The organism is Chelonobacter oris (genome assembly GCF_000772535.1).
Taxonomy (GTDB): Bacteria; Pseudomonadota; Gammaproteobacteria; order Enterobacterales; family Pasteurellaceae; genus Chelonobacter; species Chelonobacter oris.
In genome coordinates this window covers 46425-68480 of record NZ_JSUM01000014.1, presented here as the reverse complement: position 1 = coordinate 68480, position 22056 = coordinate 46425, and the positions used below count along the sequence as shown (strand labels likewise).

18 protein-coding genes and 1 riboswitch are annotated in these 22056 nt (G+C 47.2%); of the genes, 8 read left to right on the top strand and 10 right to left on the bottom strand.

The window, feature by feature from the left end; translation table 11 throughout:
* Positions 1 to 39: 39 nt before the first annotated feature.
* The 6 genes from thiQ to OA57_RS09020 form a co-directional block, all read right to left on the bottom strand.
* Positions 40 to 672, bottom strand: coding sequence for a thiamine ABC transporter ATP-binding protein (gene thiQ, locus OA57_RS09045; protein ID WP_034616637.1), 633 nt, complete (start codon positions 670 to 672; stop codon positions 40 to 42).
* Positions 644 to 2257: a thiamine/thiamine pyrophosphate ABC transporter permease ThiP gene (thiP, locus tag OA57_RS09040; RefSeq protein WP_034616634.1), complete on the bottom strand. Its 1614-nt coding sequence runs from the start codon at positions 2255 to 2257 to the stop codon at positions 644 to 646. Before thiP ends, thiQ begins: the two co-directional genes overlap by 29 nt.
* A 9-nt stretch (positions 2258 to 2266) precedes the next feature.
* Positions 2267 to 3265, bottom strand: a complete 999-nt coding sequence (gene thiB, locus OA57_RS09035; RefSeq protein WP_052122458.1) for a thiamine ABC transporter substrate binding subunit — start codon at positions 3263 to 3265, stop codon at positions 2267 to 2269.
* Positions 3266 to 3321: 56 nt separating this feature from the next.
* A riboswitch (TPP riboswitch) is annotated at positions 3322 to 3437 on the bottom strand.
* A 45-nt stretch (positions 3438 to 3482) separates the two neighbouring features.
* Positions 3483 to 4298: a PPK2 family polyphosphate kinase gene (locus tag OA57_RS09030; RefSeq protein ID WP_034616631.1), complete on the bottom strand. Its 816-nt coding sequence runs from the start codon at positions 4296 to 4298 to the stop codon at positions 3483 to 3485.
* Positions 4299 to 4307: 9 nt separating this feature from the next.
* Positions 4308 to 4760 (bottom strand): RrF2 family transcriptional regulator, encoded by a 453-nt coding sequence (locus OA57_RS09025; RefSeq protein ID WP_034616628.1) that lies wholly within the window; start codon positions 4758 to 4760, stop codon positions 4308 to 4310.
* A gap of 257 nt (positions 4761 to 5017) precedes the next feature.
* A complete protein-coding gene (locus tag OA57_RS09020; RefSeq protein WP_034616625.1) occupies positions 5018 to 6436 on the bottom strand; it encodes a YdgA family protein in 1419 nt (472 codons plus the stop codon).
* A gap of 279 nt (positions 6437 to 6715) precedes the next feature.
* On the opposite strand from OA57_RS09020, the gene dnaK reads away from it, so the two are divergent.
* Positions 6716 to 8629, top strand: a complete 1914-nt coding sequence (gene dnaK, locus OA57_RS09015) for a molecular chaperone DnaK (protein WP_034616622.1) — start codon at positions 6716 to 6718, stop codon at positions 8627 to 8629.
* Positions 8630 to 8860: 231 nt separating this feature from the next.
* Positions 8861 to 9985 carry a molecular chaperone DnaJ gene (gene dnaJ, locus OA57_RS09010; protein ID WP_034616619.1) on the top strand — a complete coding sequence of 375 codons (1125 nt, stop codon included), beginning with the start codon at positions 8861 to 8863 and terminating at the stop codon, positions 9983 to 9985.
* 53 nt (positions 9986 to 10038) lie between these two features.
* Here dnaJ and rarD read toward each other — a convergent pair whose 3' ends face one another.
* Positions 10039 to 10905 (bottom strand): EamA family transporter RarD, encoded by an 867-nt coding sequence (rarD, locus tag OA57_RS09005; protein WP_034616616.1) that lies wholly within the window; start codon positions 10903 to 10905, stop codon positions 10039 to 10041.
* Positions 10906 to 11069: 164 nt separating this feature from the next.
* On the opposite strand from rarD, the gene OA57_RS09000 reads away from it, so the two are divergent.
* The 4 genes from OA57_RS09000 to OA57_RS08985 are packed head-to-tail and all read left to right on the top strand — an operon-like array spanning position 11070 to position 14711.
* Entirely contained in the window at positions 11070 to 12023 is a 954-nt protein-coding gene (locus tag OA57_RS09000) for an ABC transporter permease (RefSeq protein ID WP_034616613.1), read from the top strand.
* Positions 12016 to 12960, top strand: coding sequence for an iron chelate uptake ABC transporter family permease subunit (locus OA57_RS08995; protein ID WP_034616610.1), 945 nt, complete (start codon positions 12016 to 12018; stop codon positions 12958 to 12960). Before OA57_RS09000 ends, OA57_RS08995 begins: the two co-directional genes overlap by 8 nt.
* Positions 12961 to 12997: 37 nt before the next feature.
* Positions 12998 to 13762, top strand: coding sequence for an iron ABC transporter ATP-binding protein (locus OA57_RS08990; RefSeq protein WP_034616607.1), 765 nt, complete (start codon positions 12998 to 13000; stop codon positions 13760 to 13762).
* Between the two features lie 40 nt (positions 13763 to 13802).
* Positions 13803 to 14711 carry a siderophore ABC transporter substrate-binding protein gene (locus tag OA57_RS08985; RefSeq protein ID WP_034616605.1) on the top strand — a complete coding sequence of 303 codons (909 nt, stop codon included), beginning with the start codon at positions 13803 to 13805 and terminating at the stop codon, positions 14709 to 14711.
* A gap of 67 nt (positions 14712 to 14778) precedes the next feature.
* Here OA57_RS08985 and adk read toward each other — a convergent pair whose 3' ends face one another.
* Positions 14779 to 15423: an adenylate kinase gene (adk, locus tag OA57_RS08980; RefSeq protein ID WP_034616603.1), complete on the bottom strand. Its 645-nt coding sequence runs from the start codon at positions 15421 to 15423 to the stop codon at positions 14779 to 14781.
* 237 nt (positions 15424 to 15660) lie between these two features.
* On the opposite strand from adk, the gene pepT reads away from it, so the two are divergent.
* Both pepT and OA57_RS08970 read left to right on the top strand, forming a co-directional pair.
* Complete coding sequence (gene pepT / locus OA57_RS08975; protein ID WP_052122457.1) at positions 15661 to 16914, top strand: peptidase T; 1254 nt, start codon at positions 15661 to 15663, stop codon at positions 16912 to 16914.
* Positions 16915 to 16941: 27 nt separating this feature from the next.
* Positions 16942 to 18075: an anhydro-N-acetylmuramic acid kinase gene (locus tag OA57_RS08970; protein WP_034616600.1), complete on the top strand. Its 1134-nt coding sequence runs from the start codon at positions 16942 to 16944 to the stop codon at positions 18073 to 18075.
* Between the two features lie 31 nt (positions 18076 to 18106).
* Here the strand turns inward: OA57_RS08970 and OA57_RS08965 are convergent, their stop codons facing one another.
* Together OA57_RS08965 and OA57_RS08960 are read right to left on the bottom strand one after the other, a co-directional pair.
* The gene (locus tag OA57_RS08965; RefSeq protein ID WP_052122456.1) at positions 18107 to 20770 is read right to left on the bottom strand and encodes an MlaD family protein; all 2664 of its coding nucleotides are present in this window, start codon (positions 20768 to 20770) and stop codon (positions 18107 to 18109) included.
* A complete protein-coding gene (locus tag OA57_RS08960; RefSeq protein ID WP_034617145.1) occupies positions 20751 to 22007 on the bottom strand; it encodes a paraquat-inducible protein A in 1257 nt (418 codons plus the stop codon). Before OA57_RS08960 ends, OA57_RS08965 begins: the two co-directional genes overlap by 20 nt.
* Positions 22008 to 22056: the final 49 nt, after the last annotated feature.

The following is a 22056-nucleotide window of genomic DNA, read 5'->3' as shown; positions in this document are numbered from 1 at the left end:
ACGGATAATATCGACTTAATTAAACAGGTTTACATTTTTTCAATCAACAAGCCGTCCGTTGTGAATTTGCAAAGTGCGGTCAACAAAATTCGCCACTTCCTGAGGTTGGTGGGTCACCATCAGCAATGTCAGGTGTTTTTCCTGACAAATTTGTTGCAACAATTGTAACATTTCTTGTCGAAGTGCGGTATCCAGTGCCGAAAAGGGTTCGTCTAACAATAAAATCGGTTTATCACGCAATAGACAGCGTGCCAGCGCAACACGCTGTTTTTGTCCGCCGGAGAGTTGATCCGGCAGGCGGGACAGAAACGTAAGCAAACCGACCTTTTCGGCAATATCCCGCACTTTTTGCCGTTGTTCGGCAGTGATTTTCAAATTGGGCTGTAACCCCAAAATAATATTTTGCTCGACAGTTAAATGGTTAAACAGGTTGTTTTCCTGAAACAGAATCGAAACTGGACGTAAGTGCGGTGGACTATGGGTGTGATTTTCAGCGTTGAGCCGAATTTCGCCGCTGTCGGGCAGTTCAAAACCGGCAATCAGGTTCAGCAGCGTGCTTTTACCGGCACCGCTGGCACCGACGACGGCGATTTTTTCTGCGGCGTCAATGTGCAGATTAAATCGCATCGGCAAGGTATTATAGTTAAAGCTCAGATGATTGAGATGAATCATAATTTTTCTCGATAAGCAGGAAAATCAGTGCGCACAGCAGTAATAGGATAAGGGCGGTGACATCCGCTTCCTGACTGTGATAGTGACCGAGTTGTTGGTATAACAGGCGTGGCAGCGAGCTGAAATCCTGATTGCCGAACAGGGCGATTGCCGTGAAATCGCCCAATGACAGGGCAAAGGCATAGGCGTATGCGCTGCGAACCGGACGGCGCAGCTGTTGCCATTCGATCACTCTCCAGCGTGTCCAGCCGCGAATACCTAAGGATTGGCACAATTTTTCATAATACTGCATATTATTTTGAAACGGCGTTGCTAAAATCCGTAGAACGAACGGCATGGCGATCAGCGCATTGCATAATGCCACGATAACAAAGAGGTGTAGGGTGGAAAAACCGACATTTTGCAACAGTAAAAACAGCCCGATCGCCAGTACCAGTGTCGGTATTGCCAAAATCATCATTCCGCTATTCAGCAGATTATCGGCGGTTTTGCGGTAATGGTGCCAGCGCAGACGACGGGCGGTCAACAGCAGGGCAATGCTCATCACTAATGCCAGCAGTGCAGCCAAAGGCGCGAGGGTGAGGGAATAAGCCATTGCCTGCCACAGCATTGGGTTTTGCCACATTTGCCATAATGCCGGCGAACTCAAGCCGCTGTAAAGGATATTCAGTAACGGAAGTCCGACAAACAGCGCCACAAACAGCAGTGTGATTGTGTGTATAATGCGAAAAGTGCGGTTCAGGCGCGGCGGTTGGTAATCGGGCTGCCGTTTACTGACTGTGGTTGTGGTGTGGCGGGTAAAATAGATTTTGCCCTGAAACAGGATAAAACAAAGACCGAACTGGATTAATGCCAGTGTTGCTGCTTTTCCCAGATCAAAATCAAAGGTGATGGCTTGAAAAATCGCCACTTCCAAGGTGGTGTATTTCGGTCCGCCGCCGAGTGTCAGCACAATGGCAAAACTGGTAAAACACAGCATAAAAATCAGACAAAATACCGCAGCCAGTTGTTGGCACAAATAGGGAAATTCGATTAAACGAAAAAAATTGCCGTTGCGAATATTCAACTGTGCCGCCAATTGTCGCTGTTGGTGCGGGATACTGTGTAGCGTTTGCAGGAAAATTTTGCCGGCGAGCGGTAAATTAAAAAACAGGTGCGCAATCAGAATGCCGTTTAAGCCGTAAAAGTTCGGCCGCCAACCGATATTCAGCCAATCAAGCAGCGATGTCAGCCAGCCGGACAGGCCGTAAATGCCGATTAAACCGAACACCGCAACCAACACCGGCAGCACAAATGTCAATGAAAAGATTTTCAGCAGCCAGCGCTTGCCGTAAAACGAACGGTAGAACAAGGCGTGGGCGGTGAATAGCCCGATAACTACCGAGAGCAGCGCAGACAACAGCGCTTGCCACAGACTGAATTTGAGAATATGCCAAAAATAGGGATCTTTGAATAAGGCTTGCCACGTGTCGGGCAAGCTGTGTTGCAGCAATTGCCATAAGCTGTTGGCATAAAACAGCAATAAAACCCCCACGACTGCCAGACCGGGCAGACAATCGCTGAGGGAAAGACGAGATTTAATCATGCTTAACGGTTATTGGCTTAACGCATGTTGCCACTGCCGGATTTGCAAGGTGCTGCTGTTTTTATCAGGGAAAGGCACTTTCAGGGTTTTTGCCGGCGTGAATTGATCAAAGTGCGGTTCAATGTCGGTGTTGATCACCGGCAGCATAATATTGTGCAGGGCAATGGTTTTTTGTGCATCAGGGCTGATCAAAAAAGCTAAAAACCGATCAGCCAATTCAGGTTGCCGACTGTTTTTCAATGTGGCGGCCAGTTCAATTTGCACGATATGCCCTTCGGCAAATTCGGCAGCAATATAGTTGCCTTTTTGTTCGTGAATTTGGTGGTAAAGCGGCGAGGTGTTATAACTCAGCACGAGATCGGCTTCGCCTTTCAGGAATGCGCCATAAGTTTCCGACCAGCCCTTGCCGACCGTTACCGTGTGTTTCGCCAGCGTTTGCCATGCCTGTGCGACTTGATCCGGCGGGTAAACGGCATTGATCCATGCCAGTAAACCACGGCCGACGGTGCTGGTGCGCGGATCTTGATAAATAATATTCAAGTCTTGACGTTCAACCAGTTCGGTTAAACTTTTTGGCGGATTTTTGAGTTTGTTCCGATCATAAATAAAAGCGTACTGTCCGTAATCATAGGGGACGAAAGTGCGGTCTGACCATTCGATCGGCAGTGCCAACGGGCTTAAATCAACGCTGTTTGCGGCAAATAACCCCGATTCGGCGGCTTCTTGCAACAAGTGATTGTCTAACCCGATCACGACATCGGCCTTGCTGCCGTTGTTTTCTAAGCGCAGGCGGTTAAACATCGTTACACCGTCTGCAAACGGTACAAATTCGAGGTTGCATTGACATTGACGCTCAAATGCTTGTTTCAATTTCGGACCGGGGCCCCATTCGGAGGTGAAGGAATCGTAGCTGTAAACGGTCAGTGTCGGTTTTTCCGTACTGAAGGAGGTACTGCCGAAAGTCAGAAAAAATGTGGCGATAATAGTTGTTTTGATTAAATCGGGCATCAAGAAATCCTTTTTGCATCATAAGACAAGAAAGGATCAGAGGGCGGTTTATTAACGAAAAACGCATTCTCAAATCCCTTCGCTGCTACTAATCAGATCAGGTTCAACGGGTATTTCTCAGCGCTACCATTGCCGCCAAAACGAGCAAGGTAATGCACCCCGATGAGCGCAAGCCTATCTTATCCAAAAGACAGGGGAAAGAAAAGCAATAATCTTGTCATTCAATGGTGTCGGGCCAGCCTTCGGTATCGACTTTCGGATACTGCATATTCAGCCCGTTAAGGACTTGCAGCAGAATTTTCATGATAATCACGTTACGGGCGGATTTGGAATCCGCCGGAATCACATACCAAGGCGCATAGTCGGTGGCGGTTTTGTTGATGACCCGTTGGTATTGTTGTTGAAAATCGTCCCACAACTTGCGGTCGTCAAGGTCGCCGAGATTGAATTTCCAGTTTTTTTCCGGATTGTCCAACCGCTCTTGTAAACGGGTTCTCTGCTCGTCTTTGGAGATATGTAAAAAGAATTTGAGAATCACCGTGCCAGTTTCGGTTAACAGGCGCTCAAAATCCCGAATATGCTGTAAACGGCGCTTTTCTTCTTCGTTATTGATCCAACCTTTTACTTTGGTCACCAATACATCTTCATAATGGCTGCGGTTAAAAATCACCATTTCTCCACGGCGCGGCACTACGTTATGCACTCGCCAAAGATAATCGCGATCCAGCTCGTTGGTGGTCGGCGCTTTAAAATAGGCTGTCCGCACCGCCAAGGGATCAACACTTTGAAATACGGCGCGAATCGTCCCGTCTTTCCCTGAAGTATCCATGCCTTGCAGTACAATCAGAATTTTGCGTTGATGTTCGGCGTACAGCAAATCCTGCAAGCGATCCAACTCCGGCGAGAGGGCGGTGAGAATGGCATTACGCTTTTCTTTGCTTTCGGCAATTTCTTTTTTGCCGTTAGTAGAAAACGTATTAATATTAAAGGGCTTTTTTCCATCAATACGGTAGTGTTCAATATCGAATGCCATCGTTCCCCCTTAATTAAGCATATGATTGCTCGGTGATACCATGAGATGCTTTGTCAGCAGCTCCGGTCGTTTTAAGACATCGTCCAAATAATATTGCGAAAGATACTGATAAAACGCTTCCAGTGCTTGTTCGAAGATTGACGGCAATTTGCAAGCCGGTGCAATACAGCAGACCACACCGTGATCACGGCATTTTACCAGCCAGTCATCGCCCTCCGCATTGCGGATGACCTGCGCCAAATTGATTTCATGCGGCGGACGGGCCAGCTGAATGCCGCCGCCTTTGCCGCGTCGAGATAAAATCGTTTGTTGTTTTGCCAAATGATGAATCACTTTCATCAAGTGGTTTTCAGAAATTTGATACGCCGTGGCAATTTCCTGAATCGTGCAGAGCCGATCATTATTGAGTGCCAGATAGATTAAAACCCGTAGGTTGTAGTCGGTAAATTTACTTAGCTTCATTATTATTCTTCTCTAAGTGGGAATTTTGCTGCGATTTTAGCATAAGAAATCCGAGCGGGGTTGATTATTGTCAAAATGGTTTGTAGAAATAGCGTACTTGGTGTGATTTTTGTGATTGGGATTCCAAAAAATAGATGATTAGCGGAGTTTAGATGTCATGGCGGATAACGACAAACGGATAAGTAGAATGAGCATAAAAAAGTGCGGTTGTGAAACCGCACTTTGGGGATAAATGACGGATACGGGCGAAAGGTTTACTATCGTCCCATGATAATCATCAACAAACTTTGCGCAATGTCTTTTTCCGGAATGACTTCACCGTTCAGTTTCAGCTCGCCGTTTTCCAAAATCAGTTTACTTTGATAGTGTTGGTTATCGGAAGTCGAGAGTATGTTTTGTTGTACCGATTTGTCCAACTCCGATTCCAAATTGAATTTTAGGTTTGTAATTTCCTGTTCGGATAGTGGTATCGAAGAGCCGATTTGTGCCACTGAGAGCAACAATTGCTCTGTAGCCGGTTTGCTGATGTCGGCATTTAACGTCAGTTGGTCAAATAATGACAGGATTTTACCTTGCATCAGACCGACGGAAGGATCTTCTTTCGACAGCGCCACATCAAAGGTCAGCTTATTTTCGCCGGCACTGTTTTTCAGGTTAAACGGTTGAATGTGGAGTGCCGGTTGGTTTTGCAGCAGCGTTAAGCCTAAAGACGACAATTGTTGCTCTACAATGTCAGGATTGGTTTCTTTACCGGCTATTTCCGCCATTTGATTGACGGTTTCCGCTTTTAGATGGTTAAGCGCGACATTTAATTCGATATTACCCAGCGGTTGTTGGTTGAACGTGACGGATTCAACGCTGTTTTTGAAGGTGAAATCGGCGAAATCGCCGGAAAGTGCGGTATTGTAATCCAGTTTGATATTACGCAATTCTACCTTTTTTTCACCGTTTGCAGATTGAGAATCGAGTGATTCCAAGGTGATAATCTGTTTCCCGCTCGGCAAAAATTCCCATGATGTCGGCGTTAAATCGGAATGTACGTTCAGTTTATTCAGCGTCAGAGCATTTCCCTTTGTGGCGAGATTGAGGTTCAGTTTGTCCAGCGCAATTTTAACCAAGCCAATGCCTTTTTGATTAGTGTCGCTTTCAATCTTGGCTTGCGTGCTATTGAGGGTAATATCCGCATCTTGGTAATCAAAGGCGGCAATAGTGGTGTGTTGCTTGAGTTGTCCGCTGTAGCTGATGGTGAAATCGCTGACGATTGGCGGGATACCCTTTGAGGCTTTAAACAGATCGGCAATTGACGGATCTTCACTGATTTCACTGTGAGCGGCGGTCATCACCGGCGCCAAACGTAGTGAGGTTAAACGGGAGAGTGGAAACGGACCGTGTTCGGCAACGCTTTTGAACGGTATGACATATTGTGTGTTGTCGGATAATTTCGTGATAATCAGTCGATCTTCCAGTTCAGTGGTGAAAAAGCCGCGAACCAGTTTAGCGTTTTTGAGTTCAAGGCGGTATTCACCGTTTAACAGGAAATTGGCGTTTCTTTCGTTGTTTTGTTGAATATAAAGAGGATATTTCTCTTCCAGAACTTTGCCCGAGTACCAAGTTCCGCCTGCCCACGCCGCAGCGATAACGGCAATAGTAGCAATGGCTAAAGAAGATTTTTTCATAGGGTTTCCTTGCGTGTCAAACGTGTTTAAAAAATTAACAGATGGCGGGATTATGCCATGTTTGATTTTTATCAGGCAATAAATTTAACAAAAAGTGCGGTTTTCCCTTGAACTTTCTTTTTTCAGCCTTATTTAGTGCAACAGGCGATGGATTAAGCGCGGTTGGCAACAAATTTTAAGAATATTTTCAAAACAGAGTTGAAATCCGATTTTTAGTCCGCATCTTAACAGCATCGAAGCAATTCGTTAAAGCATTTCAGATTTAACAGGAGAAACAAAATGGGAAAAATTATTGGTATTGACTTGGGTACAACAAACTCATGTGTTGCAGTGATGGACGGTGATAAACCGCGTGTAATTGAAAATGCGGAAGGGGATCGTACAACCCCGTCAATTATTGCCTATACACAAGACGGTGAAACGTTGGTCGGACAGCCGGCAAAACGTCAAGCGGTCACCAACCCGAAAAATACACTGTTTGCGATTAAGCGTTTAATCGGTCGTCGTTTTACCGATGAAGAAGTACAACGTGATGTAAACATTATGCCGTTTGACATTGTTAAAGCAGACAACGGCGATGCGTGGGTATCGGTGAAAGACGAGAAAATGGCGCCGCCGCAAATTTCTGCCGAAGTCTTGAAAAAAATGAAAAAAACCGCCGAAGATTTCTTGGGCGAGAAAGTGACTGAAGCGGTTATCACCGTGCCGGCATATTTTAATGACGCACAACGTCAGGCGACCAAAGATGCCGGTCGTATCGCAGGTTTGGAAGTCAAACGTATCATCAACGAACCGACGGCGGCAGCGTTGGCATACGGTCTGGATAAAGACAAAGGCAACCACACCATTGCAGTTTACGATTTGGGCGGTGGTACTTTTGACTTGTCCATCATCGAAATTGATGATGTTGACGGCGAAAAAACCTTTGAAGTGTTGGCGACCAATGGGGATACTCATTTAGGTGGTGAAGACTTTGATAACCGAGTGATCAATTATCTGGTTGATGAATTCAAGAAAGAGCAAGGTATCGATCTGCGTAACGATCCGTTAGCAATGCAACGTTTGAAAGAAGCGGGCGAGAAAGCGAAAATCGAATTGTCTTCCGCTCAACAAACCGATGTCAACCTGCCGTATATCACCGCAGATGCGACCGGTCCGAAACACTTGAACATCAAATTGACCCGTGCCAAATTGGAATCTTTGGTAGAAGAGTTGGTACAGCGCTCTCTAGAGCCGGTGCGTATTGCGTTGAAAGACGCCGATTTGAGCGTGTCTGAAATTGATGATGTGATTTTAGTCGGCGGACAAACTCGTATGCCGTTGGTTCAGCAAAAAGTGGCGGAATTCTTCGGTAAAGAACCTCGCAAAGACGTGAATCCGGATGAAGCGGTGGCAATCGGTGCGGCGGTGCAGGGCGGTGTATTGGCCGGTGATGTGAAGGACGTATTGTTGCTTGACGTGACACCGTTGTCATTGGGTATCGAAACCATGGGCAGCGTGATGACCAAACTGATCGAGAAAAACACCACGATTCCGACCAAACACAGCCAAGTGTTCTCGACAGCGGAAGATAATCAAAGTGCGGTGACCATTCATGTATTGCAAGGTGAACGTAAACGTGCCGGTGACAATAAATCGCTGGGGCAGTTCAATCTGGAAGGAATTCAGGCGGCACCGCGCGGTATGCCGCAAATCGAAGTGACTTTCGACATTGATGCCGACGGTATCCTACACGTTTCCGCCAAAGACAAAGGCACGGGTAAAGAGCAAAAAATTACGATCAAAGCCTCTTCCGGTTTGAGTGATGACGAAATTCAACAAATGGTGCGTGATGCCGAAGCGAATGCCGAAGCGGATCGTAAATTTGAAGAATTGGTACAGGCTCGCAATCAGGCGGATCATCTGGTTCACTCAACCCGTAAACAGTTGGAAGAAGCCGGTGAAGCTTTAGGTGCCGAAGACAGAGCGGCGATCGAAAGTGCGGTCAGCGAACTGGAAACCGCAGCGAAAGGCGAAAACAAAGATGTGATCGAAGCGAAAACACAAGCCTTAATCCAAGCTTCCGAAAAATTGATTGCGGCGGCACAAAGCCAAGCGCAAGCCGGACAGCAACAGGCTCAAGCCCAAGCTGAACAAGGCAAAGGCGGCGACGATGTGGTCGATGCCGAATTCGAAGAAGTGAAAGACAAGTAACTTGTATGACACGGAAAGAAAGGAAAAACCCTTTTCTTTAAATAACTCAGGGCGACGAGTAATCATCGCCCTTTTGCACATATAAATAAGAATATTGTAGATAAACTGTACCGCAACATCCACACGAAAGTGCGGTTGAGGCTATCGCAACGGTGAAAAGGCAGCGTTTCAGCGCCTTATTTTTGCGAATTTAAATTACACAGAAAACTGAGACAAACGAACGGAATTATTATGTCAAAGCGTGATTATTATGAAGTATTGGGTGTTGCCCGCAATGCCGAAGAGAAAGAGATCAAAAAGGCGTATAAACGTCTTGCGATGAAATATCACCCTGACCGCAACCCCGATGACAAAGACGCCGAAGGCAAATTTAAAGAAGTCAAAGAAGCCTATGAAGTGTTGACCGACGCACAAAAAAGAGCGGCTTATGATCAATACGGGCACGCCGCTTTTGAACAGGGAGGCGGTGCGGGCGGCGGCTTTGGCGGTGCGGATTTCGGCGACATTTTCGGCGATATTTTCAGTGATATGTTTGGCGGCGGCGGACGCGGCCGTCAGCGAGTCGTGCGTGGTGATGATCTGCGTTATGATCTGGAAATTACGCTGGAAGAAGCGGTTAAAGGCACAACCAAAGATATTAAAATCAACACCTTGGCGGAATGTGACAGCTGCCACGGCAGCGGGGCGCAGGAAGGTTCCAAAGTGGAAACCTGCCCGACCTGCCACGGTGCGGGGCGGGTCCGCCGTCAACAAGGCTTTTTTGTTACGGAACAAGTGTGTCCGACTTGTCACGGCAGCGGTAAAAAAATTGAAAAACCTTGTAGTAAATGCCATGGCGACGGGCGAGTACATAAAGCTAAAAGTTTATCGGTCAAAATTCCACCGGGTGTCGACAGCGGCAACCAATTGCGCTTGAGCGGCGAAGGGGCGGCGGGAGAAAACGGTGCGCCGGCAGGGGATTTGTATGTCGTGATTCATGTTAAGGATCATCAGATTTTTGAGCGTGACGGCAACAATCTGTATTGTGAAGTGCCGATCAGCTTCACCATGGCGGCATTGGGCGGTGAAATTGAAGTGCCGACACTGGACGGACGGGTGAAACTGAAAATTCCGGCGGAAACGCAAACCGGTAAGCTGTTCAGAATGCGCGGCAAAGGCGTGACCTCGACCCGTAGCCACTATGCAGGGGATTTAATTTGTAAAGTGATTATCGAAACTCCGGTCAAATTAAACGAAGAACAGAAAACCTTGTTGAAACAACTGGAAGAGAGTCTGGAAGGCGCCGGCACACATCGCCCTAAATCTTCCACTTTTCTTGACGGCGTGAAGAAGTTTTTTGATGATTTGACGAAATAGAGTATTTCGATCTTGCTAAGGTGAAGTGCGGTTAACGAAAGTCGACCGCACTTTTACTTTTTCACCGCACTAAACCCGTCATACATCAGCAACAGCATTGCCATCGACAAGCCCAGAATCAGCGGATAAGACGCCGATGGTATCCTTTCGCCGATATAGAGTGAAATAAACAGCATGGCAACGGTTTCGACATAACCGAGAAGCCCCAATAAATTAATCGGCAGCCAGTTACTGGCGAGAATGTAAGCAATAAAGGCGACACTGCTGATCATGCCGAGTAAAAAAATCAGTAGATAAATATGCGGATTCAGCTTTGCAGCCGAATCAATATTGACGTGTAAGACCATATACAGGCAGATCGGAAATAACAGTGCCATTTCTAAAGTAAATGTTGCCAGATCGTTCATCTTAAACCATTTTCGACTGACGAAATACAATGCATAGCCCAAGCCGACAGCGAGGCTTTCCCACGACATTTTTCCGGTCAGCAGAATATTCGACAGTACCGTCAGTGCGGCGCATAGAATGGCTAACGCTTTGTAACGGGAAATTGATTCTTTGAACAGAAATTTGCCGAAGGCAACCAGTATCAAAGGCAATAATAGATACCCGACGGTGACTTCAACCGCACTTCCGTTATTCGGCGCCCACAGATAGAGCCACATTTGGAAGCCCATCATTGAGGCATTGAACACCACAACCAGCCATAACCACGGTTGTTGTTTGAAGCGTTGTACATGCGTGATAACCCGTTGCCGTTGTTTAAATAAAAACAGCACGAGCAATACGGCGGGAAACATAAATAAAATACGGAAACCGAGCGAATCCATGCCGCTTAACGGCGTAAGCAGGGTAGTAAAATAATAGAGATAGCCGAACAGTGCGGAAGCCAGCAGCGAACAGCACAATCCTTTATTCATCACGATTTTCCGAGCAGGAAGCGTATAAATCGGCGTAGTATAGCGCTAAATCGTATTGAGTAAAATGTCGAATCAATTCAGCAAAACAGAATTGACTATTCTGTACTAATCTATAAAATAAAAAATCATTCTCATTTGATTTTTAAGATACTTTATTGCCATCCATGATTAAAAGACGTTATCTGCTGATCCTGCTGCTTATTTTATCGTCGCTTTCGTTGTTTATCGGTGCAAGCAGCTTGACCTTGAACGGATTGTGGCGTTTCGAGCTGGAGCAGTGGCAGGTTTTCAGCCTTAGCCGGGTTCCCCGTTTAATCAGTATTCTGATTGCAGGTGCCAGCCTGTCGGTGTGCGGACTGGTGATGCAGCAGCTCACACGCAACCGTTTTGTTTCGCCGACAACTGCCGGCACGATGGATTCCGCCCGTTTGGGCATTTTAATCGCCATTATTCTTTTTCCTAGCGCCTCGATGTTGGGCAAAACGGCAATTGCCATTGTCACCGCTTTTTTGGGGACGTTGATTTTTATTACGATTTTGTCCAGATTGAAATTTAAAGACGTGATTTTTGTGCCGCTGGTCGGCATTATGTTTGGCAACATTATCAGTGCCGTCACCCTTTTTCTGGCGTTGAAAGAGGACTTATTGCAGAACCTTTCCGGTTGGCTGCAAGGTGATTTTTCACTGGTGATGAGCGGGCGCTATGAAATATTGTATTTCAGTATTCCTGCGCTGATATTAGTCTATTTTTTTGCCAATCGTTTCGCCATTGTCGGCATGGGTGAATCGTTCGCCGCCAATTTGGGCTTGAATTTTAAACAAGTGCAATATCTCGGTTTGGCGATTGTGGCGGTGGTTACTTCGATAGTTATCGTTTCTGTCGGTGTGATTCCGTTTTTAGGGTTGATTGTGCCGAATATCGTGACGCTGTATTTGGGTGATAATTTAAAAAATATTTTGTCGCATACCGCACTTTTGGGGGCGCTGTTTGTGCTGGCGTGCGATATTATCGGACGAATTGTGATTTATCCCTATGAAATTGCGATTAACCTGATCGTCGGCGTGATTGGCAGCGGTATTTTTCTGATTTTGTTGTTTAAGCGGTTCCGTCATGTCTAATCGAGTCAAAATGTTATTGCTGATGATGCTAAGTGCGGTTTTTATCGTACTGTTTTTGGGATACAACCTGCCGAATCGTTGGCGCTATGCACTTGATTACCGCATGGTTTCATTGGCGGCGATCGTGCTGACTGCGGTGGCGATTGCCGTTTCCAGCCTGATTTTTCAAGCGTTGGTCAATAATCGGATTTTAACGCCGAGTATTTTAGGGTTGGATTATTTATATGTGCTGATTCAGTTGACGATAATTTTTCTGTTCGGCGCTAGCACCTTGACACAGCTTGATCCGCGCCTGAATTTTTTATTGTCGGCAAGCATTATGACACTGTTTTCATTGCTGTTTTACCATTTTCTGTTTAAACGGGAACAGGAAAATTTGCTTTTTCTGCTGTTGGTCGGGATTATTTTTGGAATATTTTTCCAGAGTGCCGGTACTTTTATGGAAGTTCTGATTGATCCGAATGAGTTTCAAATTGTGCAAGATGCCAGCTACGCCAGTTTTAATAAAGTGAACGGAGATATTTTATGGTGGGCGTTCGGCATATTGTTGCTCGTGTTGGTTTATGCATGGCGGGATTTGAATCGGCTCGATGTCTTGGCGTTGGGGCGAGATCAGGCGATTAATCTCGGGTTGGATTATCGTATATTGAGTAAGCGCTTGTTGATTATTGTGGCGATATTAACTTCGATTGCCACCGCACTTGTCGGTCCGATTACGTTTTTGGGCTTATTGGTGATGAATCTGGCGTTTGAATTTGTCAGAAGTCACCGCTATCGGGTATTGATTCCGGCGGCGATTTTGATCGCGGTGATCACGTTGGTCGGCGGACAGTTTGTGGTGTCGCAACTGTTGAATTTTAACACCACGCTCAGTGTGATTATTAACTTTATCGGCGGTATTTACTTTATTTATCTTTTGCTGCAGCGCAGCAAATAGTCGCTGATGCGGACAGGCAGGGAATTGGAAATCGGAAATGAGTCTTAAAATTAAACATATCAGTAAAAAATACGGCGAAAAAGTCATTTTGAATGATATTTCGCTGACGATTCCGCAAGGCAAAATAACCTCGTTTATCGGGCCGAACGGGGCGGGAAAAAGCACATTGTTGGCGATTATCAGCCGTTTGTTGAAGGCAGACAGCGGTACGGTAGAGTTGAACGGACGTGAAATCGGACAGATTCCCAATCAGCAGATTGCCCAACAACTTTCGATTTTGAAACAGAGCAACCATCTGGATCTGCGGCTGACAGTCCAAGATTTGGTGGCATTCGGGCGTTTTCCCTACAGTAAAGGGCGGTTGACGGCGGCGGATCGGATATATATCGAACAAGCGTTGGATTATATGGGGCTGCAAAAAATGCGCAGCGTGTTCATCAATGAATTGAGCGGCGGACAGCGGCAACGCGCTTACATTGCGATGACATTGGCGCAGGATACCGATTATATTTTATTGGACGAGCCGTTGAATAATCTGGATATGAAACATTCGGTGCAGATCATGAAAGTATTGCGCCGATTGACTGACGAGCTGGGGAAAACCGTGGTAATTGTGATCCACGACATTAATTTTGCCTCCTGTTATTCCGATTATATTGTTGCCTTGAAAAACGGCAGTTTGGTAATGCAAGGCAATGTCGAACAAATTATGCAGACAGATGCACTGAATAAAATTTATGGTATGCATATTCCGATTCATACCATTGATGAACACAAAATTGCCGTTTTTTTTAGAAATTGAACCACAATCACACCACAAAATCATCGCACAAGGAGAAACCATGCGTAAAATCTTTCGTAATTTAGCCGTTACTTTGTTGGCAACGTTAACCGTCGGTATCGCACAGGCGGACAATATTAAATTGTCTTCGACAATCGGCGAACTGGATGTCCCGCAACATCCGAAACGGATTGCTATTTTTGATTTTCCGGCACTGGACATTTTGGATACGCTGGGGAATGAAAACGTGGTGGCGGTTCCGAAATCGCTGCCGTTACCGATTTATCTGAAAAAATACGAAGATAAACGGTATGTGGATGTCGGCAGCCTGATGGAGCCTAATTTTGAGCGCTTGAACGAAGCGGAGCCTGATTTAACGATTATTTCCGCCCGTCAAAACAAGCTGGTGGATCGTTTTAAAGAAATTTCACCGATTTATTTCAGCGATATCAAATATCTGGAGTTCTACACGTCTTTCCAGCAAAATGTGCGTAATATTGCCAAAATTATCGGCAAAGAGGCACAAGCCGAAGAAGCGTTAAAGGCGATTGATAAAGATTTGAGCAACATAGCGGAGAAAGCGAAAGGCAAAACCGCACTTGTCTTGCTTGCCAACGAAAGCAATATCAGCGCATTCGGCCCGAATTCGCGTTACGGTATGATTTATCAGGATTATGGTTTCACTCAGGCGGATCCGAATATTGCCGAATCCCGTCACGGTATGAAAGTCTCATTTGAGTATGTTTTGGATAAAAATCCGGATTACATCTTTGTTATCGACCGTACCGCGGCAATCACCAAAAAAACCGGCAATGCGCAGCAGGTGTTTGAAAATGAGCTGATTAAAGGCGCTAAAGCCTATAAAGACGGCAAAATCGTCTTTTTGGATTCGGTGAACTGGTATCTGGTGATGGGCGGTCTGCAATCAATGAAAGCCATGAATCAGGAAATGTTGAAAGCAGTGGAGTAACTGCTGCCGTTATACGAAAAAACCATGCCTAGGCATGGTTTTTTTGTGCAAAGTGCGGTTGGAACGATTACCCCAAAATCTGCGCCAATTTCTCACTCACGGCTTCGACCGCTTGCGTGCCGTCCAGACGGAAATAGCGGGTGTTGCCGTTGTCGGCTTCCGCTTGATAGTAATCGACCAACGGTTTGGTGGTGTTGTGGTAGATACTCAGGCGATCAAGCACGGTTTCCGGTTTGTCGTCGGCTCGGATAATCAGCGCTTCGCCGGTGATGTCGTCTTTGCCGTCTTCTTTCGGCGGATTATAAACCACGTGATAAACACGGCCGGAAGCCGGATGGACGCGGCGGCCGCTCATGCGCTCGACAATCACTTCGTCGGGCACATCGAATTCCAATACGAAATCAATGCCGATTTCGGCCTCTTTTAATGCATCGGCTTGCGGAAGCGTTCGCGGGAAACCGTCCAGCAGGAAGCCGTTGGCAGCATCGGGCTGTGCAACCCGCTCTTTCACCAGTGCAATGATCAGTTCGTCGGGTACCAGCTTGCCTTCATCCATCAACTGTTTGGCTTGTTTGCCCAACTCGCTTCCTGCTTTAATCGCCGCCCGCAGCATATCGCCGGTGGAGATTTGCGGAATATGGTATTTGTTCATGATGAATTGGGCTTGCGTTCCTTTGCCGGCGCCGGGCGCCCCTAATAAAATAATTTTCATAATAGACCTCTTAAATAAAACAAACGCCATAACATACCTTTCCGGCGGCAGAAACTCAAGTTTTGATTCGTCGGAATGTGAGTTTGACGGCAAATTAATCACAGACGGCGGCGGTTTGCTGTCGACACGGGCATAAAAATTAAGAATAATTGTTATCGATCATGATTTTGCGGGCAAAATCAGCATAGAATAAACAGGTATACAAAATAGTCGTTTCAGTTGTCAGGGGGATAAAAAATGTCCGGATTATTTGAACAGTCGTTTCCGCAGCGGGAAAAATTGCTTGACCGCTTTTTTAATTATCTTGCCTTTGATACGCAATCAAAACCGGACGCCCAGCGCTCGCCAAGTTCTATCGGGCAGCTTCGCTTGGCGGAAAAGTTGGTTGAAGAGCTGGAAGTATTGGGGTTAAGTGAGATAAAACTGAGCCGCCATAGTGTGGTGACCGCACTTTTGCCGTCTAATTGCGGCAGTGAAAGAACGATCGGTTTTATTGCGCATCTGGATACGTCACCGCAAATGAGTGGGAAAAACGTTAAGGCCGAGCTGATTGGGGAATATCGCGGCGGTGATATTGCCTTGGGTAAGGGGGACGACTATATCAGTCCGGTGGATTATCCCTTTCTGCACCAGTTGGTCGGGCATTCATTGATTGTAACCGACGGCAACACCTTGTTGGGGGCAGACAATAAAGCCGGCATTGCGGAAATCATGACCGCACTTGAGCAACTGATTCACAGCAAAATTCCACATGCCAATATTCGGGTGGCATTTACTCCCGATGAAGAGATCGGCTTGGGCATGGCGTTTTTCCCTTTGGCGGATTTTGCTTGTGATTGGGCATATACCATTGACGGCGGCGAGTTGGGCGAGTTGCAAGTGGAAAATTTTAATGCCGCGTCGGCGGATATTTTGATTCAAGGGCATTCCACTCACCCCGGTGAAGCCAAGGGCAAACTGGTAAACGCATTGGCATTGGCTTGCGATTTTCATCAATACTTGCCGAAAGAGGACGTGCCGGAGCAATCCGAATTGAAGGAAGGGTTCTTTCATTTGGATATGTTGGAAGGCAGTGTCGAGCAGGTGAGAATGCACTATTTAATCCGTGAATTTGATGCAGAGCGCTTTAAGCAGCGTAAGCAGCAGTTTCATCAATGGGTGGAAGCGTTCCGAAATGAACATGGCTTGCAGCAACAGCTCCACTGCAATATCAGTGATAATTATCACAATATGTACGAGGTTATCCGTTGTATGCCGCAAGCGCTGGAATTGGCCAAAAGTGCGATGCAGGCCTGCCATATCACGCCGTTGGAAAAACCGATTCGCGGCGGAACGGACGGCGCAAAATTGGCGGAAATGGGCATTGCCTGCCCGAATATCTTCACCGGCGGTTATAATTTCCACAGTAAATATGAGCTGGCGAGCGTACAGAGCATGCAAAGTGCGGTTGATGTGATTGTCAATATTGCGGCAATCGCTCAGGGCGTATAACACATTATGTCCTGAGGAGAACGGGCTATGCAGCAAAATTATTATATCGGCTTGATGTCGGGCACCAGTCTGGACGGCGTAGATTTAGCATTGATGGATTTCAGTCGAGGCAGCCCAAAACTGGCGGCAACCGATTTTATGCCGATGCCGGAAGCGTTGAGAACACAACTGTCGGCATTGTGCAACAGCGGCAATACGTCATTGCAATTGTTAGGTGAATTGGATCACCGTTTGGCGCTGTTATATGTTGATATCGTCAATCGTTTTTTGCAATCCCGACAACTCAATCCGCAATGGATTAGGGCGATCGGCTGTCACGGGCAAACGATATGGCATTCGCCGAACGGGCGTTTTCCATTTAGTATGCAAATCGGCGACGCCAACCTGCTCGCCGCGAAAACCGGTATCGATGTCGTGGCGGATTTCCGCCGCAAAGACATGGCGTTCGGCGGACAGGGCGCACCGTTGGTTCCGGCATTTCATCACGCGGTGTTCAGCGAAACCGAGCGGGTCAATGTGGTTCTGAATATCGGCGGAATCAGCAATATTTCGGTGTTGGCGCCGCAACAGGCTGTGATCGGTTACGATACCGGCCCGGGCAATACGCTGTTGGATGCGTGGATTGAACGTCATCAGGGTAAACGTTATGATCAGGACGGCGCTTGGGCAAAGTGCGGTCGAGTTAGCCCAGCGCTGTTATCGGCACTGCTGGATGAGCCTTTTTTCTCGCTGAAACCGCCGAAAAGTACCGGACGGGAATTATTCAATCTGGCATGGCTGACACAGAAAATGCAGAATGTCGGCACACTTTCCGCAAGTGATGTGCAGGCGACACTGCTTGAATTCAGTGTACAGAGTATCGTAGGGCAACTACAGCCGATAGCCGCACAAAGCGGGTTGCCTTGTCGGCTATTGGTTTGCGGCGGCGGTGCAAAAAATCGATTGATGATGCAACGGCTGACCGCACTTTTGCCGGAATGGACGGTGCAGACCACCACGGATTGCGGGTTGGATGGCGATTCTGTCGAAGCCGCAGCCTTTGCTTGGTTGGCATATCGGCGTATGCACGGCTTATCCGCCAATTTGCCAAGTGTGACCGGGGCGCAAAGTGCGGTATCACTCGGTGCGATTTATCCGGCGGAACCGGCAGGGAATATCTGACGAAAGCGGTGCTAAAGCACCGCTGACGGTATTAATAGGCGCCTTGATTCCAGAATTTGGATTCCGGCGGCAGTTGCTGTTGCAGCAGGAAGCGTTGCTTGGCTTTGGCGGCAGGCTGAACCACTTCCCCTGACGGCGTGCCGAACGTAATGCCGCCTTTCAGGAATTGTTGCACGCTGCCGGTTTCAAATTCAAATCCTTGCAGACCGAATCCGAAGCTGTAGCCGGAGGTAATCCAGAATTGCGAATTTTGGCGCACCAGATGTTTGTATTTATCACTGATGACAATGTCTACCAACACGCGATCGCCCAATTCATTCAGTCGCATTCTTTGCACCAACCCGACTTCGATGCCGCGATATTGCACAGGCGAACCTTCGCTCAGGTTAAATGCGCTGGAGGTTTCCAGAACCAGCGGCATACCGTTGGCAAATTTGGTGGTGTTACTGATTTCTTTGATTAAACGGAAGGTTTTGGCGCTTTCTCCTTTGCCGGCCTCTACATCAATGTAAGGTTGCAACAGGCTGTCGATATTGGCGATTGCACCGGCGGAAATTTGTGGTGAAATCAATTTGAACGTACTGCCTTTTTTGCTGATAAGGGCATAGTAATTCGGTTGGATCAGTGCTTTACTGGTGATGCGGTTATTTTTCTGATCAATCGCGATTGAAACCACTTCGCCGATGGTGATTCCCATATAACGGATCGGCATACCTTTGCTCAATTCCCGTGCGTCGCTTGAGGTCAGGATAATTTCATTTCCTGCCGAGCGGGCGGCAATTTCGGAAGGGTAGAGCTGTTTAGCAGCGGAGGCCGCACCAAAATTGTCGAAACTGATAGCGCCTTTCAAGGTGCGCATGATAGGCGCCGCTTGAATAGTTACACCTTTCGGACTGATATCGACTTGTGCCGCACTTTCGCTCCAGAATTTGCTTCTGGCGGTCAATAAATTACGATATTGATTATTAATAAAAACATCGATTTGGAACGCTTTATCGGTCGGACGCACCGCAATGATTTGCCCGACAGGGTATTGTTTGTACAGTACCAGAGAACCGCGCTCAACCCCCGGCAAACTGGCTGAGGTTAACGTGATGTTCGGTTGCAGGGCGGCGCCGGTGATACCGGCTGCGGCACTGCTCAGATCCTGATAGAGCGGATATTGCGCCAGCGGCTCGCCTTGCCCGTTTTTGTTAACTGCAACTCGAATGCCGCCTTGCAGCCATTTTTCCGGCGCAGCGGCTTCAAACTGAATTCCGTCTATGCCGATATTGACGTTCAGATTCGAAGCGGCGACAAATTGAGTATTGGCGTAAATCAGGTGGCGATATTCGCCGGCAATAGCAATATTAAATTCTACACCCTCAACCGACACCTCGCGCTGTGCGATTTCACCGATGCGGATACCGTTATAAAACACACCTTGCCCGACGTTGACATTATAGGTTTCAGGTGCCGACAACTTAATACGCAGCGTATTCGGCTGGCTCAGCAGTAATTCAGATTGAGTCAGTACGGTAAATTCCGTTTGCGGCTCGCCGTTGCCGGCAATCAGATTAAAAAATGGTCCTGCCAATAATTTTTCCAGATTATTTAAGTTATCTGCATCCAGACTGTTTTCATTAATGACGACTTGGCTGCCGCTGCGCAGCAGATTGCGCATATTTTCATTAATCAACAGCTTGCCGTGAACCGTGTTGCTGACTTCGCCTTCCAGATTGGCATCCAGTGCCGACAGTGAGCCTATTTTAAAATTCTGATAATAAACCGGTGTAGTATTGACTTTGAGCCCGCGAATATTCGGCAGTTTGATGTCGACTTCAATACCGCGCTGCGCCGACTTTTCGTCTTGGTATAAGGTGTAGCTTTCTCCGCTGACCGCACTTGGACTGTCATCGGGGGAATCAAAGGAGACACCGCCGATAATCAATGACGTAATGCTTTCCATATCGACTGAAATTCCACTCAGACTGATATCGGTTTGCAGGCCGCTGCTGTTCCAAAAACGAGAGTCTTTTTTAACCAAATGGCTGTAAGGTTTGTGAATGACGAGATCAATTTCGACTTTTTGTTGATCCGGTAAAAAGCGGTAATCGGAAATGGAGCCGACCGGAATTTTACGGTAAGTCACGGAAGCGCCGGCCGAGATTGAACCGAGATTATCCGCCAGCAAATGAACCAGAATATCACCGTCGTCCATTTGTGCCATCGGCCCTTCGGATTCGGCAATAAATTCGTCGGCACTTTCACCGTCACCCGGTAATAAGGTGATGTAGTTGCCCGATACCAACGCATCCAGACCGGAAATCCCCGCCAGCGAGGCGCTCGGTTGTACCAGCCAGAATTTGGTGTGTTCCCGCAGGACGGCTTTAGCTTCCGGATTGATACTGGCTGTGACGCGAATCTGTTTTAGATCTTCGGTAAACTGGACTTTTCTGACCACCCCGATTTGTAGCCCTTGGTAACGCACCGGCGTTTTATCGGCAGAAATGCCGGCGCCATTGGTAAAGTAAATGGTAATGGTTTCACCTTGTTCGTCTAAAATACGGGCGAAAAGCGTCAAGCCGATAATCAATGCAACGATCGGCAATAACCAAAAAGGCGAAATGCTTTTCAAACGCCGAATCGTCGCGTTTTGTACCCGCTCTTGCGGTATTGTGCGAATCGGTTCGTGATTAGGTGTGTTGCTTGTCATAGTATTTCCAGAGTAAACGACTGTCAAATTGCTCGGCGGCAATCATGGTGAGAAAAACGGCGGCGCCGAAATAGAAGGCTGCCGGGCCGACAGAAAAATTGATCAATTGTCCGCGTGTTACCAGCGACATCATCAGCGACAACACGAATAAGTCTAACATTGACCAGCGTCCGACAAAATGAACTAAATGCAGCAGTTTCATTTTTTTATGAATATCGCCGACTTTTTTACGGTGTACACTGATCAGTAAATAAATCATGGCCAAAATTTTGCTTAACGGCACGAAGACACTGGCGACAAAGACCACAAACGCAACAAAGTAGCTTCCCATGCCGATAAACGTGATCACCCCGGAAATCAGCGTATCGCCGCTGGCAACGCCGTTGAGATAGATATAAGAAATCGGCAGCAAATTGGCGGGAATCAGCATGATAATGCCGGCAATCAATGCCGCCCAAGTGCGCTGTAGTTTGGCGCCGTCATCGATATCGAGCAGCGACTGGCAACGGGGACAATATTGGCGGCCACGGCTGTCGAGGGCGGATTGCTGTTCTACAAAGGTGTAGTTACAGCAATGGCAGTGCTTCAACCGTGCTTTAGTTTCATCGGGTGTCGGGTAGCTGAATTGCGGGTAGAATTCATTCCACAGCGCCATAGGATTGATTTTGATAAACAACAACGTGGTTAAAAGTGCGGTAAAAACAAAGGCGATAAAATAGATATCGACGGTCAGAGTCGCATATTCCCGCACTTTAAAAGCAGCCACGCCGAGACTGACCAGATAGACATCGAGCATAACCCAAGGTTTGATATAACCCAACATCAGTAACAGATTGCGCGGACGGTGGTGAAAATGTTTGGCAATCCATAAAAACAGCACCAAAGCGGCAAAACAGAGCGGCATGATGATGGCGCACAGTAACACCATAAAACCGGTGTAAATATCATTGTTAGTGGCGATTTTCCAAGCGCCTTCCCAGACGGAAGCGTAGACCGGCACGCCGAGTAGATCAATGCTGAGCAGTGGAAAAGTAAAAGCAAAGGGCATTAAAATCAGGATCGAGATCGCAATAATGGCACAACGGCGCAAGCTCCAGCGACTGCCGGAACGCAATTCCGCATGACATTGCGGACAGCGGGCAACCTGGCGGGCGTGCAAACGCGGCACATTGACCAGCGTGTCGCATTCATCGCAGCGCAGAAGGTGTTGTGTACTGACTCGGGATAAGATTTTAATGGCGGTTTTTCCTGTAAAAAATTTGGCTAAGTATAATATAAAGGCGAAT

Coding starts and splice junctions, on each gene's coding strand:
- OA57_RS08985 (WP_034616605.1), top strand. CDS start 13,803: ATGCGTAAAATCTTTCGTAATTTAGCCGTTACTTTGTTGGCAACGTTA.
- thiB (WP_052122458.1), bottom strand. CDS start 3,265: ATGCCCGATTTAATCAAAACAACTATTATCGCCACATTTTTTCTGACT.
- OA57_RS08970 (WP_034616600.1), top strand. CDS start 16,942: ATGCAGCAAAATTATTATATCGGCTTGATGTCGGGCACCAGTCTGGAC.
- thiQ (WP_034616637.1), bottom strand. CDS start 672: ATGATTCATCTCAATCATCTGAGCTTTAACTATAATACCTTGCCGATG.
- OA57_RS08965 (WP_052122456.1), bottom strand. CDS start 20,770: ATGACAAGCAACACACCTAATCACGAACCGATTCGCACAATACCGCAA.
- OA57_RS08995 (WP_034616610.1), top strand. CDS start 12,016: ATGTCTAATCGAGTCAAAATGTTATTGCTGATGATGCTAAGTGCGGTT.
- thiP (WP_034616634.1), bottom strand. CDS start 2,257: ATGATTAAATCTCGTCTTTCCCTCAGCGATTGTCTGCCCGGTCTGGCA.
- dnaJ (WP_034616619.1), top strand. CDS start 8,861: ATGTCAAAGCGTGATTATTATGAAGTATTGGGTGTTGCCCGCAATGCC.
- pepT (WP_052122457.1), top strand. CDS start 15,661: ATGTCCGGATTATTTGAACAGTCGTTTCCGCAGCGGGAAAAATTGCTT.
- dnaK (WP_034616622.1), top strand. CDS start 6,716: ATGGGAAAAATTATTGGTATTGACTTGGGTACAACAAACTCATGTGTT.
- OA57_RS09020 (WP_034616625.1), bottom strand. CDS start 6,436: ATGAAAAAATCTTCTTTAGCCATTGCTACTATTGCCGTTATCGCTGCG.
- OA57_RS08990 (WP_034616607.1), top strand. CDS start 12,998: ATGAGTCTTAAAATTAAACATATCAGTAAAAAATACGGCGAAAAAGTC.
- adk (WP_034616603.1), bottom strand. CDS start 15,423: ATGAAAATTATTTTATTAGGGGCGCCCGGCGCCGGCAAAGGAACGCAA.
- OA57_RS09025 (WP_034616628.1), bottom strand. CDS start 4,760: ATGAAGCTAAGTAAATTTACCGACTACAACCTACGGGTTTTAATCTAT.
- rarD (WP_034616616.1), bottom strand. CDS start 10,905: ATGAATAAAGGATTGTGCTGTTCGCTGCTGGCTTCCGCACTGTTCGGC.
- OA57_RS09000 (WP_034616613.1), top strand. CDS start 11,070: ATGATTAAAAGACGTTATCTGCTGATCCTGCTGCTTATTTTATCGTCG.
- OA57_RS09030 (WP_034616631.1), bottom strand. CDS start 4,298: ATGGCATTCGATATTGAACACTACCGTATTGATGGAAAAAAGCCCTTT.